General features: G+C 42.3%; 9 protein-coding genes and 1 pseudogene. All 10 read right to left on the bottom strand.

Features of this window, described 5'->3' with window-relative positions:
• Positions 1 to 3: 3 nt before the first annotated feature.
• A complete protein-coding gene (locus A3K91_RS01540; RefSeq protein WP_062843705.1) occupies positions 4 to 3,957 on the bottom strand; it encodes a pilus assembly protein in 3,954 nt (1,317 codons plus the stop codon).
• Positions 3,958 to 3,999: 42 nt separating this feature from the next.
• Complete coding sequence (locus A3K91_RS01535) at positions 4,000 to 4,857, bottom strand: PilX N-terminal domain-containing pilus assembly protein (RefSeq protein WP_062843704.1); 858 nt, start codon at positions 4,855 to 4,857, stop codon at positions 4,000 to 4,002.
• Between the two features lie 22 nt (positions 4,858 to 4,879).
• Positions 4,880 to 5,878: a prepilin-type N-terminal cleavage/methylation domain-containing protein gene (locus A3K91_RS01530; protein WP_062843703.1), complete on the bottom strand. Its 999-nt coding sequence runs from the start codon at positions 5,876 to 5,878 to the stop codon at positions 4,880 to 4,882.
• Complete coding sequence (pilV, locus tag A3K91_RS01525) at positions 5,878 to 6,444, bottom strand: type IV pilus modification protein PilV (protein WP_062845804.1); 567 nt, start codon at positions 6,442 to 6,444, stop codon at positions 5,878 to 5,880. Before pilV ends, A3K91_RS01530 begins: the two co-directional genes overlap by 1 nt.
• Positions 6,444 to 6,950 carry a pilus assembly FimT family protein gene (locus A3K91_RS01520; protein ID WP_228139885.1) on the bottom strand — a complete coding sequence of 169 codons (507 nt, stop codon included), beginning with the start codon at positions 6,948 to 6,950 and terminating at the stop codon, positions 6,444 to 6,446. The genes pilV and A3K91_RS01520 overlap by 1 nt, the downstream gene beginning before the upstream one ends.
• 342 nt (positions 6,951 to 7,292) lie before the next feature.
• Positions 7,293 to 8,120 (bottom strand): ComF family protein, encoded by an 828-nt coding sequence (locus tag A3K91_RS01515; RefSeq protein WP_228139884.1) that lies wholly within the window; start codon positions 8,118 to 8,120, stop codon positions 7,293 to 7,295.
• Positions 8,121 to 8,141: 21 nt separating this feature from the next.
• A complete protein-coding gene (locus tag A3K91_RS01510) occupies positions 8,142 to 9,572 on the bottom strand; it encodes a phospholipase A (RefSeq protein WP_062843702.1) in 1,431 nt (476 codons plus the stop codon).
• Positions 9,573 to 9,922: 350 nt separating this feature from the next.
• Positions 9,923 to 12,058: a protein-disulfide reductase DsbD gene (dsbD, locus tag A3K91_RS01505; protein ID WP_062843701.1), complete on the bottom strand. Its 2,136-nt coding sequence runs from the start codon at positions 12,056 to 12,058 to the stop codon at positions 9,923 to 9,925.
• A gap of 78 nt (positions 12,059 to 12,136) precedes the next feature.
• Positions 12,137 to 12,580 (bottom strand): annotated as a pseudogene (locus tag A3K91_RS01500) (protein-disulfide reductase DsbD domain-containing protein); the annotation flags it as partial.
• Positions 12,581 to 12,974: 394 nt separating this feature from the next.
• Positions 12,975 to 13,508, bottom strand: a complete 534-nt coding sequence (gene gspG, locus A3K91_RS01495; RefSeq protein WP_084387373.1) for a type II secretion system major pseudopilin GspG — start codon at positions 13,506 to 13,508, stop codon at positions 12,975 to 12,977.
• Positions 13,509 to 13,693 lie beyond the last annotated feature (185 nt).

Raw genomic sequence — 13,693 nt, 5'->3', positions numbered from 1 at the left:
CTATCAGTCTACTTCATACCAAGTTTTAGGCTGTAGTGTATAACGTTCATTAAATATCATATCAGGCGCTGTACCATCACCAATAACCTGATCAGTAGTGGTCAAGTTTTGTTGTAGGCCTTCTTCCTTCTTACCTCCCCCTAATAAAGGAGTATCATAAGTAAATTTCCCATCATCGCTGCCAAAATTCACACGGTCATTGGCACGTTCGGTCAATGTACGTGTTCCAATAAGTAGGCGTTGGTTCGAGAGACTCGAGCTGCGTGGACCAAGCGTCAGCTCTTGAATACCTTTACCTGCCCTTACATATCCAGCAGTACCATTTTTGGAAGCATTATCGGTACAGATACCATAAGGTAAGCAATAGAGCTGTCTTTCTGAACCACCCGTCACTTTAGCAGAGCAAGAATCTGTAGCACCATAGCTCATATCGGGATTGTAAACGGTCGTATAGATAAAACTATCTACTACTTCAGACTTACCAATACCTTTGCTATACCTAACATTACCGTAGCCATCAAAGCGTGTCAGAGGATAATACCAACCCTTTTTGGTTCCGTCTTTTAAAGTATCAATAGTTACATTTTTTTGTGCCAACGTATATCCGTTAGCAGTAAGTGTGCCGATTGCAGAGGGTAATGCAGCTAAACTACTATCTGCTAAATCGTTGATAACTTGACCTCCTTCTGTTCCTGCAGTCGTAAAGTTGCTGGCATAAAAAACATTATCTAGCTTAGTAACATCACTATCTATAATGCCATAGAGTCTATCAGCCTTGGTATTATCACGTATTTTTGATAATGGTGAGCTGCGATCGCCTGAGATGGCATTTATCAATGCAAACAAGGAGTTGGTACTATCGTTGCGATAGAAACTAACCGTAGGACGCTCATAGAAGCGATAGTTATACTTTTTATCATTACCTGTATAAGCACTTTGGAGTATGCGCGTCACTCTAGTATTGCTAAAAGAAGTTTCTGGTGATGGTGTGCCTGAGGCGACTGGTTTTGTAAAACCTGCATTGGTAAAATCAGCACGGAATATCTGACCACCCAAATCTGCAAAATAGATATGATCCATAAAACCATCGTTGTTACGGTCTAAGGTAGTAACACCGGCGACAATACTATTAGTCATACTAGTAACCGTCTTAGTCGGTGAGCCTTCAGCAGATGCTGACCATATTAACTCACCTGTTTTAGCATTAATAATATATACTGCATTACCTTGGACTGAAGCTTTGTTTGAACATAAGCCTAGTAGTGGATCATTAACTCCAACTTGGAAACCTTCATTTTCATAACACATATCATAACCGCCACCAAATACCAAAACATCGGTACCTGTATCAGTAGTACTTGTTTTTATTCTAGCTTTGGTTGGTTTTTCCCAGATCTGTCCCATACGGCTAAAGCCGGAGGTCGCTGGTGTGATAGAAAACATCATACTAGGATTGTCGTTATCGTTTAGGTTTAAACCATAAAAAGCCTCACCGCCCATACGCAGTCCACCATAAGCAAATACGCCTTTACCACCTGTGGTATTAACATTTACTCTATTACTGGATAAATTGTATTGATAATCCGCAGTGACCAACCACGGAGCATCTATCCCAAAATTCGGTGATCCTATCTCATTTCTGGTTGCCCCTTTAATAAGCGCTTCAGATTTGCTTGGATCACTTAACATCTTTCTCGGTATGATAACGAATTTTTCTTTACCACCATTCCCACTACCTTGATCGCCTGCATCGACTAAATGCAAGCCGCCTTCAGATGAACCGAATAATACATAATCGTCGCGTGCTTCAGTGACTCTACCTGTTTCCGCATCAAGAGTAGCAGAATAAGAAACAGATGCTGGTGTAGAATGAATCGTTGCCCCTAAGACCTTAATAGAGTCTGGTACATTTGCGCTGCTAAGCGTCATATCTTTTACTGCTACAGATGTACTCGGAAGATTCTTAAAACCTAGAAAATTCAGTAGCTTTCTCAACGTTGTTTCATTATAGGTAGCAGTATCTTTAAATGTATTATCTGTCAATGCTGCTCCATCTACTATTACTTTACCAGCATCATTCACTCCAAATTTTCTTAACACGGGCTTTATATCAGCTGCACTTGTCACATCTTCAACATAAAGCGTTCTAACTGAACCTAATCCAGCCGCTGGTGTATTTAATTGCGCATAAAAACCACCACTTTCTACCTTATCATTAGCACCAGCATAGTTTTTATCTGACCAAAAATCTGGTGCCGCTGGATTTAACTCACCTGCTATATTCTTGAACAGCTTAACATTCCCTTTCCCAAATAGTGTGCCCTCATTCAATTTATACTTCTTCAAATTACCTTCCCAAATCACTGCATTATCACCAACTTTAGGCTGTAGAGTTGGGTAGTATGCAACTGCTAATTGGCTATCAGCACGATATGGATCATCGGGTATAATGATCGTACCTGAAGGTATTGAAGGTAAGGTATTATCCAAATCAGTTACAAATGAGATAATACTATTGACAATATCATCTGTAGACTGCGCTGAGTAGAATCCACCTTCTCCAAAACCGCCAACCCCAGGTAAATCGTCATGGGCTTTTTCGCCCCAATTACAAGCGTTTATTGCATCTTTAGTAGCGTTATTATCTTTACCAACTATGTTCTCGCAGTTATAAAAATCTCTATTTTTAGTAACGCCTGTTTTTGGATTGGTATAAGGTAAGTTACGAATCACTCGATCTTTTTCTTTCTTCCTTGCATCTTCTACTCTATCAATATCAAAGTCTGCACCAAAACCAACAACGGCGGTATAGATTTCTTGATCGGTGCCTAGTGGAGTAATTGTAGAATCCCGTAAGGCTTTGGCAAATGCACCGACTGCAGGCATAGCCCCAGCAGTAGCACTGCCATGAGGTAATGTTGAAGTTGGTAAGCCAAAAGCATTACGATTTAGAGCAGTTTTCATTAGTGCTAAAGCTGTAGAGTTACTCGAGCCATTTGGTGCGCCATCAGTTAAGAAATAAATCCCACGCCCATCACAGCTAGACGGTTTTAACAGTGGACTTATATAATTGCTTCCAAATTTAGAGTCCGTTGTGGATTTGCTAAAGCCACTGCCTGTACCAGTAGTTTTTGTGCCTAGCATATAAGCACCAACCTCTGCATAGGCATTGGCAGTCGGCGTACCGTTACCGCCACCTGCGGCAGCCACCACTTTTCTAATTTTTTGACGTTGTGCCTCATCTAATAATGCAGCAGGTACTAGTATCTTACCAGTACTACCATCTGTATTGGCAGCTGTCCCATTTGAATTGAAAGATACCACATTATTAGACTCACTTTGTGAAGAGAACTGTCCAATACCAATGGCAACTTTTTTGGGATCCAGTTGGGTACTATCCATTAATGTAAAAATGGCGTCTTTAAGACGAGTAAGACGGTCATATACTTTTCCACCCGTAAAATAGTACTGATTGCTACTACCAGAAGTGACATAGTCATACCCTATAACTGATGGTGCTTTATTAAGTTTACTGTCACAATCATCAAAACTATAATCACTAGATCCAGAACCATTACTACTCCCGCAACGATACCATTGCCCTTGAGGAGATAGGCGATAGAAAAATCTGGCATTAGTAACGCAATAATCTCTTGTATAACTAGGCGATGTCGTCGAGGGTTCAGAACCTTTATTTTTATAGTCTGCTCCTCCAGGAAGATCACAAGCATCCTTTACCTGATTTATGGTCATACTTCCTGAGGTATCTAACATCATAGTGATAGTCGTCTTACCTGCCTCAGCGGCTTTATAAATCTCTAAATCACCGATCTTTTTCCCTGCCACATCTGCTTGTGAGGTAGGCATTGTCATCATTGATGCCAAAACAACGACCAGATACTTTAATGGCGCCGCAATAGTGTTAGACGTGGTCGGTACGTTGTTAAATCGTTTCATGACATCTATCCTTATAATATTTCAGAGCAATGAATAAGCGAGTTAAGGTGTAGAAAGCACACATTTAGAATTCATAGAACCCCTACCAAAGGGATAACACTTAGTAGAAGAAGAAACGTTTTCCACATCTGCCTGTTCATATAGCATTTTGCTGGGTGTACTAGCTGCCAGTAAGCATCCATTTAATGATTTTTTGCCAGATGCTACATTGGCATTGATACTGGTCTGTTCAAAACACTTATCATCCCCGACCTTAGGCTCACTGTAAGCTGGCAATGCAGAGGTAGCTCGAATATCGAACTGGTACTTTTTACTGGTTCTGTCCTCAATCTCTTTACCAATCACAACATGTTTAAAGGGAGTTTCATCAGCACTAGGAGGGGTAAGCGCAATACTTACCTGAGTCATCACTGCTTGCCTCTCACTTGTATAATCCGATGCATTTGCATAATTACATACACCGTTATTGAGACTATCTACATACCCACCAGCAGGCGCTCTAACTGTGGCATTGTTGGTTAAATATCTTTGGGTACGCGGATTAAAACAATAGATAAACTCGTTAATTTTATTATCTTCAAATAATATAAAGTGACCGAGCGCGCCCGTTGCACTTGTGACATCTTTATATCCTTCAGATGCTGGACTACCATTTACCATCGTTTCTAACTTTTGGTTGGCGCTATCTGCTGATTGCAATAACACCGTATTGATCTGATCGCTGGTCGCAACTTTAAGATCGGTCGTACTTTGTCTCACTGCAATAGCGCCTGCTAACATAATGAGCACTAAAAACAATAAGACTACTATCAGTGTCGCTCCTTGCTCGGAACCCCGATATGCCAAGCCAACATTGATACGCTTTTGTGTCGAACTTGATAAATCCTGATGTCGAATCACTTTTAGTCTCCTTACCAATAGGCTATAGGCTAGTATTTATATTGACGACACGAGCGTTACGTAGCAAAGTTGTGGTCTCATATGTACTACGGACCTTCTTTTTGCTACTAGTATCCGTCTTTAACTTATTATCTGCTGGCAACTGACCCAACAAAGCAAACTCTGACTGTTCAGTACTTCCTATAATAGGCGTGCTACCATGGACAATTAAGCCTATTTTGACTGAGGTAACTACTGGTTTGCCAGTCTTTATAGATAAAAAGGCGCTGCTTGGGAGATAGATGAGTTGTCCTGCATTATCGCCAGTTGTGTACTGGGCACCTAATAGCACTTTAAATTGATCGACATTGACAATAAACTCTTGCCCTGCTTGACCAAAATTTTTGGAATCAGATGAAGAGGTGAAAGTAGCTATACCACCAGCTTTATTGACACGTCCTGCGTCACAAGCCAAGACTAGGTTCTTTATAGCACCGGCACTGGTATCATCTGTTGCTTGACGAACAAAGTAACGCTCGATAACGATATCATTGACAGCAGCAGTTGCTCCTTCACAATCTATCATTGAAGCGCCTGTTATATTAATATATTGAATTGTCAGCTGATCACTATTAGTATTGGTGTTAGATATACCTGTCCACCCGTTTGTACCGGCAGGAGTATCGCCTGCTCGTCTGGTCAGATAACCTGTATTAGGATAAGGGGTTGATGTAGCTGGAACGCCTATATTCAGAGCTGTTAAAACAATTCCACCATTGCGAGTGGCGCCATCAATTCTAGTGGTTGGATTACCAAGATTCGTTAAACGAATGCTTTTTTCTAGTTGCTGTAGTCCGAACACACTGGCATCCTGTAACTCGCTTCCACTGGCTTGAATACTGCTTGTCTTCGCATTGATTAGATATACTTGAATGACGGCTGCAGATACGATTAAACCAAGTACCAATGAAATCATTAGCTCTATTAGCGTAAAACCCGCTTGATGGACAGTGCTATATTTACGTAGGTAATGAGACGACATTAGTAGGCCTCCATAATAAAGCATTCGGCACCATTCTTATAACTGCCATTCGCCTTGGCGCAGGCCTTAGACTCAGTATCACTTAATTCAACGGTCGTATCGCCCCAACTTGCCACAAAACACTGAAGTTCTTGTTTTCCAGATGTGCCGGGACAACCGTTTGGCACCATTCCTATATTAATATCATTAGCGCGTGCATATGACTTTAATAATAATCCATCACGTGTCGCCAATTGATTGATATTACAACTGTCTCCAGCCGTAGGAGCGGTATTAGCACTTGTCACACAACTATCTTTGGTTATATTTTTTTCATCGATACTTAGAGTGTCTGAAGTACCGTTTATCGCTGCTTTAAAAGCAGCAATCCCGCTAGGATTCGTACGCATCGTCTCTGCACCGCCTCGCATAATAGTTAAAGAACGAGTACGCATCAGACTTTCGTCTGTCGCTTTAATTGCTGACATTTGCATGGCGCTAAACCCTAATACAGCTACCCCGAGTAACAATAATGCAACCATTACCTCGATCAATCCTACACCAGCTTGTGTGGCTTCAATCTTCATCAACATCTCCCAGCGTTCTTAGTATCCACATTGCCAATACGGCTAAGATTCACTTGTCTAGGTGTCTCGCTATTAGAACCACTATCGCAGATGGTATAGATGACTGTGGCACCATTAGCTATTGTTTTATCAGGTCGAAATATAATACTGTTGACGCCAGCTGGAGTGATTCTCTGATCAACACTACTTCTATTATTGATATTATAGCGTGCTATATCGTTATTATTAGCTCGCAGCGTTAGTGTCTTAGGTGTAGCAGCGGCATTATATATAATTGTTACATTCTGACGACGAATGACACTCTCAACTTTCGCTTCTTTCAGCGCATTTTCAAATATGGCAGCTGTCGACTTCACGCGTTGATTGGCCAATTGAGTACTTATATTGGGCGCAGCAATACTGACAATAATGGCAAGCACAGCGATTGTTACCATCAGCTCAATCAGGGTGAATCCTGAGCTGGTCATTTTTTGCTTCAATGGTAAGTTGTTCGCAGATGCGTTCACATCGTATTCCTATTGGTAGCTGACACGGGCTTTTTATTGTCAATATCTTTTTGAGAAAGATGGTAGTAATGCTACTTCTTGTAGGTCCATTACTTCTATATATCTAACATATACCATGCAATATTTATTCCATAATATTCAGAAAATACTTTATATAAATTTAAGGAATAAAATAAATATTTTAGAAAGTTTAAACTTTACCGTTTATATGCGAATGTTGTTCAGTAAGCACAAAAAACTTGACGCTAATAGATAACAGATTGATATATTTAACTTTTATAATATAGCGTTTAGGGTATGCTTTAGCAATACAATAGTAGGTATGAGAAGGATAGGTCGATATTAGGATTGGCTACCATGAGCTAACGCATAGGCACGAATATGATAGTAGTCTGTAGTATGTGATTCATCGCTGGTTAAAGGCATTGTTTGACTGCATATGGCTTGCCCCAACGCCTGCAAACTGGCACCTGTCGTTGCTACATCATCGAACAATAAGAGACGCTTAACAGGGGGCTTTTCAATCAAAGCAAAAGCATTGTCCAAATTGCTTAAGCGCTCCGCTCGTGTCAATCCTTGCTGACTGACCGTATTGTCAATACGTGCGACGCCTTGCCATAGTGGTATTTGCCAGTGTTTAGACAATTGGGTGGCCAAAACAAGCACAGGGTCAAAGCCGCGCTTGATCAATCGTTGCTCAGTCGTTGGCATCGCAACAATCACACTATTGTTTTTGTGACAGCCGTGAGGACGTGGCAGCTGACGTAAAGTATGTAGCAACAATGGCAGCTTGGTCATATTCTCACGGTATTTGAACGCTCTAATCGCTTGCCGCATTGGATAGTCGTAATAGGTTGCGGCTTGAATCGGTAAGATAGTGCCTGCAGCGATATCTACCGTAAAAGGCGTAGGTAACCAAGTGATACTATGATGACAGTGTTTACAAAGCAGACCACTATTAAAGCGTTGGCGATATTTGGCCATCGAAGAAGGACGGCTTGGTAAAAATTGGGTAGCCGCATCACCCCTACTTTCTACATCCTGTGATGAATAAGCGTGTGCAAGCTGAGGTTGCGGTACGCTACGATAGGTACGACAAAGCTGGCAGCGTATGTCGAAATACTCTGCCAGCCACAATCCTGTTTGATAAGGAGCCAAATAACGCATCATTCACTCTACACGTTGATGCGATTAAAAACCTTTCCAATCATTGAGTACGATACCAAAGCCAATAGACGTGTTTTCATGATTGTAATCTATGAGAGATTCGCCATAACCTTGGAATACCTGCACAAAACCATTGACGTTTTTGGTCAATGGATACACATAATCAATTTGTGCGGCCCCTTTACTGGTACTTGGATTGTAGCGTAAAGTACCGCTGATGCTCTGCTGATTCGCTAAATCATATAGGAATTTAACATCACCATAACCCATGAAATCTTCGATATCTGGATTGTCATCTTCATTGGCTCTTTCATTGCTGATTCGAGTCCATAGACGCGGTATTACTGACAACTTGCCCCACTCAGCACCTGCCATCAAATAAGCACGGTTCCATGAGCGTGATAATGGATCGTCTTGACCATTCGAATGGTGAACTGCACCCGCGCCTAACATACGTAAACGCCCGCCAAATGGTAAATCAGCCGTCACTGGTTGTGTCAAAAATATCTCAGGCTGATAGTCCGTAGCACGAAAAGGTCGAGAGTTGTCTTCATTATAGACCTGCCAATGCGACTCTTGCGTATAACCAAACCACAAATCTGCATTGGTATCGAATAAGTCTTCAGCCACTTTGCTCTTCAAAGACAACTGGAATTTTAGCTCAGTATTGCGTACATCGTTAGAGGTGTAAGGCTCTTCAGGCTGCGATGGCGTACTCGGCCCTAAGTTCGGATCAAAGGTATAAAACAATGGCAATATATAAGTCGGGCGATATGGTCGAACTGTCCAAGTGCCGCGCTCACTGTTTTTATCAAGATCATAGGATAGACTAAGCGGTGTATATTTTTCTATATCCGTCTGGCTTACGCCCACATCTTCTAATACTTCTGCTTCTCTTTGCGTCAATCCAACCGTATCTAGACCATCAGTAGCCGCCCCATTGGCAACCACATCAGAAGCGTCATTATTCGCGCTAGTGATTGTCGTATTTTCTTCACTAAAAACAAATTGCGGATTACCTGAAATCGTCGTTTTAAAGGTTTTTGCCAAATCGACTGCTTGTTTGTTATTGACATAACTTGGCGTGGCACCTTCTGCTGCTACTTTGTCAAAGCAAGCCAAGCGCGCAGCACTGGTCTGAACTTGAGTGCAATCAAAAAACAACTTAGCTTGCTGATCAACAAGCATTTGGCGATTCTGAGTGGTTGTTACGGGCTTAGCAGTCATTGATGGCTGAGTAGCGCCTTGTACCAAACCGTCATTATCATATTTAGGTGCCGTTTCTGGTATTGGCAACTCATTATAAGTCTGAGCAGCTTGTGCTTGTACGGCAAAACAACTGAGCGCGATCCCAACGGCGATGCTCAAATGATGTTTATTCATCTGAGGTGAGCTATTTTTGCGTGTTTTGATAATATCCATAGACGGACGCTGCGGAATAATATGGGAAAACATAAGTGTCCTTTATCTAACTGACCGTATCGCCAGCAGAGTATATAAGATAATGAATATGGCCATCGATAGCATTGCTAGAGCTAAAAATCAATGATATATGGACATCAAAGGTGGTCATTACAATGTGTAATGCTCCTTCAGTATTGTTGCTTTATTGTAGTGAAAAGATAGACACTATACTAGCATTATTGCTACATAATATAGAGGTAAATAGATAAAATGGCTTCTAAACCATATGTTTGAATATAAATTTTTAGGTAAAATAAAAAAGCCAACACACGGTCTTGATGGTGTGTTGGCTCTCTTATATTCTTTAGATTTATATACAACTTAACGAGTCTTGTTAAGTATTAGTTCAGATTCGTCAGCGTTTGCTCAAAATCAGCACGAGCAATCTCACCTACTTGCTGCTGAACAAACTGACCATCTCGGTAATACAATAAAGCAGGTGGCCCAAACAACTTGTAACGAGCGAGCACCGCTTTAGAATCTTCAGTTGTTTCTGTGATATCAAGTTTGACCAATTGCCAATCTTGCATTTGTGCTGGACGATTGTGAAATAAATTCTTGTCCATGATGCGGCATTCAACGCACCAGTCTGCTGTCAGATCAACGATTACCTTGGGATTTTCGGCGATGATCGAATCAAGCTCGGCAAGCGTGGTAATGTTTTTGTCCGCAGCACCATTGTTGATTGAGGGCTGACCACTTGTCGATTGCATCATAGGTGCTGCACTTAATGAAGCCAAAGGATGTAAGCTATCATCATTGCCCAATGCCGCGCCCACTATCAAACAAACCGCCCAAATACCGACAACCAAGCCCAGTGCTTGAGTAAGCAGACGACCTTTACCCAACCAACTCCACGCCCATGTCGCGACGACCATAAACCATAATGCCCACACCATCAGCATGACAGGCGAAATAAAGACCCGTTCAATCAGTAATAGTGCAACGGCAAAGAGTAATAGAGCAAAACCGATCTTGACCCAGTTCATCCACTCGCCAGCTTTTGGCATGATCTTGCCTTGAGTCGCGCCAATTAAGATAAGCGGTGCTGATAAGCCAAAACCAAGCATGAATAAAGCCGCAAAACCAAGCAAGGGATTACCAATCGTAGACACCGCCAAAAGCGCGCCAAACAGCGGTGCGGACACACAAGGTGACACCACTAAGGCTGACAAGAATCCAGCGAGTAAACTGCCGCCTGCACTACCAAGCTTACTATCGCCCGCTTGACTCAAGCCTTGCATCTTATTACTAAGAGCACGTGGTAAGCGAATGCTAAATACGCCCAGCATATATAAGGCCAATAGAACGAAGATAACGGCAAAGCTAATAAGAATAACGGGGTTTTGTAACCAACCAATGATGCCCAATGACTCACCAAACACGGCAATCAGCGCACCCAAAATACCGTAAGCAATAGCCACCCCGATGGCGTAGCTGGTGGTTAAAATAACACCGCGTTTTACCGTTGGGTTCTCTTCACGGGCAACAATATTGGCAACGATAGGCAACATTGGTAGCACGCATGGCGTCAAAGCCAAACCCAGACCTGCTAAAAACAATAATACCAAAGCCAACCAAGGATGAGACGCCAAACCAAAAGGATCGCCATCAACAGCGTTTTGAGAAGCAAGGGTGGCATTGTTTGTCGCAGCGTTGTTTGTCGTACTGCTACTGGTTACCTCACTATCAGCACCAGAGATCGTACTGGTTGCTGCAAGCTCGCCCTCTAACGCCACGTCATCCATTAACGCATAATCAACAACGTCGTCATCTGCCACACTACCTACTTCAGCGTTGTCTGCTTCAGACTCTAGACTACTGGCATCGGCCAAATTGGGCGTTGCAGTATCTACTGCTGTATTGTCCGCACGAATCTCGCCAGTCGCAGCAATATTGACCGTGGTTTTGATTTTTTCTGGTGGATAACAAAGCCCCGCTTTGGCACAGCCCTGCCACCCAATCACCACGGCCGCATTGTTTAAGCTTTTGCCACTATTATTGGTCAAAAGCGTGGTGGCAACCATGTTGGCTTGGTCAAATACTGGTACTTGGCCAAAGGTTGGATCATCAATTGAAATGGGGGACTGACTAAAACTAAAAGGCGCTGCGGTCACACCGGCAGGCAAAGTCAGCTTGATTTGGTCTTTATAAACGTAATGACCTGGGGTAATGTCAAAGTTGATAGCCAAGCGCGTACCAGACTTAACAGCGTTACTACTGCTACTGACCTGAAACGCTTGCGCTACTGGTAAAAACTCTGACTTTGCGCCACTTTGATCTTTGCCAAATAAATCGCCTAATCCCGCTGCTTGCGTCATGGTCGAGGTCGCAGTCAACCCTGTAGCGACAAACGCAGTTGGTAACAGCCCAGTAAGTAGTGAGCTACTGCTTACAGCAAATGCCAGTAGATAAGATTTTTTTGAGGGACGATTTGCCGTTAGCGATGAGGTTTGTTCTATTGATTTGGTAGACATGGCAGGCTCCCTTTTTGTTGCTAACATGCGATTTCCTACTAATATTTGAGCCGAATTACACAATGTTTATTTGCGTGTCACAGCAATATTGACTGTGGTTTTGATTTTTTCTGGTGGATAACACAATCCCGCTTTAGCGCAGCCTTGCCAACCAATCATAACAGGTACATTTTTCGCAGCTTTACCGTTATTGGTGGTTAGTATGGTAGTCGCTACCATGTTTTTTTGCGTAAATACGGGCACTTTACCAAACGTAGGATCATCAATAGAAACAGGCGATTGGCTAAAAGTAAAAGGCGCTGCACTCACTCCTTTAGGGAATTTTAAAGTCAGCTGATTTTTATACACATAATGACCAGGCGTGATATCAAAATTAATGGATAATTGCGTACCTTTAGAAGTCGCTTTGGTCATGGTACTCACTTGAAACGCTTGTTCTACTGGCAAAAACTTGGACTGTGCCGCATTGTTGTTACCAAACAGATCATTTAACCCTGCTGCCTGAGTGTTGATAGATACCATCGATAAGGCCGTTATTAACGCGGCACTCACAATGGCAAACGTACCAGACTGTTTAGAATGACATTTACCTGTAGGGATTGGTTTCGTTGTGGGCATTTGAATTAACATGAGTAACTACCTTAATGTCTACTTACAATGACGGTTGGTTAAGGCCTAACTACTCTGGCAATAGCGAGGTAGTTGGCATCAACGCCTAAAAGCTGATAGGAATGGGACTGTCCTAATACGCAAGAATATATGAAATGGCGCTTATTTTATCTACCGATAAAAACATCAACCAATAACGTATGATTGGTTGATGTATAGCGATTGTCAGAAATGACTGAGTCAGCAAACAAGCCACATATCAGAAAGCCTTTGCTGCAAACCTTTTTAGCATTGACGAGTCTAAAATTTATAACGTGGCATAAATATCAGCATCTTGACCTTCACCGCCCTGCTGACCATCTGCCCCCAATGAAAATAAATCGTAAGGTCGACCTTCACCGCCTGGTGCTACATATTGCAGTTCGTTTTCCCAGCCATCGGTTGGATAACCGCCTTTGATATAGCCACCATCCGGATAGTTTTTGGCCTCGGCGGGTGGCGTAGTCAGCGCTTCAAGCCCTTGTGCTGTGGTCGGATAACGTGAATTATCCACCTTATACATATCGAGCGCATTTGAAACAGTAGCCAGCGCAGTCTCAGTCGTTTTAACGCGCGCTTTATCACTCTGCCCAACTACCTTTGGTACCACTAAACCCGCAAGAATGGCCAAAATAACAATGACCACCATAATCTCAATAAGGGTAAACCCTGACTGATTGGATCGGCTTACTAAACGGCGTTGCTTAAAAACGGTTTTATTATCGCTCACATCGTTTACCTGAATTTTGGCAGTATTAACGGTGGGCTTTGGCATCGTATTTACATGGTTTGTGTCAGTCATAACTTTTGTCATCACGGTTGTATACATAGTAAAAGTAGCGTCCAAGTCGCACTCATTAGCATCATCATAATGAGGATTGAAACAATTATCACTATAAACCATGATTTTGGTTTTATCCAGCGCTGCCAGTGGATTGTTAGTAGCGTCTACTATGAACAACCGTCACAATAAAACACGCCCACTAA

Origin of the sequence: Psychrobacter alimentarius (genome assembly GCF_001606025.1) — a bacterium.
Taxonomy (GTDB): Bacteria; Pseudomonadota; Gammaproteobacteria; order Pseudomonadales; family Moraxellaceae; genus Psychrobacter; species Psychrobacter alimentarius.
The sequence above is the reverse complement of the archived record's forward strand: the minus strand, read 5'-3'. Positions and strand labels throughout refer to the sequence as shown.

What these genes read in the sequence shown, in the direction of transcription:
- A3K91_RS01540 (WP_062843705.1), bottom strand. Translation starts at nt 3,957, where the DNA reads ATGAAACGATTTAACAACGTACCGACCACGTCTAACACTATTGCGGCG.
- A3K91_RS01510 (WP_062843702.1), bottom strand. Translation starts at nt 9,572, where the DNA reads ATGTTTTCCCATATTATTCCGCAGCGTCCGTCTATGGATATTATCAAA.
- A3K91_RS01515 (WP_228139884.1), bottom strand. Translation starts at nt 8,120, where the DNA reads ATGATGCGTTATTTGGCTCCTTATCAAACAGGATTGTGGCTGGCAGAG.
- gspG (WP_084387373.1), bottom strand. Translation starts at nt 13,508, where the DNA reads ATGACTGACACAAACCATGTAAATACGATGCCAAAGCCCACCGTTAAT.
- dsbD (WP_062843701.1), bottom strand. Translation starts at nt 12,058, where the DNA reads ATGTCTACCAAATCAATAGAACAAACCTCATCGCTAACGGCAAATCGT.
- A3K91_RS01530 (WP_062843703.1), bottom strand. Translation starts at nt 5,878, where the DNA reads ATGTCGTCTCATTACCTACGTAAATATAGCACTGTCCATCAAGCGGGT.
- pilV (WP_062845804.1), bottom strand. Translation starts at nt 6,444, where the DNA reads ATGAAGATTGAAGCCACACAAGCTGGTGTAGGATTGATCGAGGTAATG.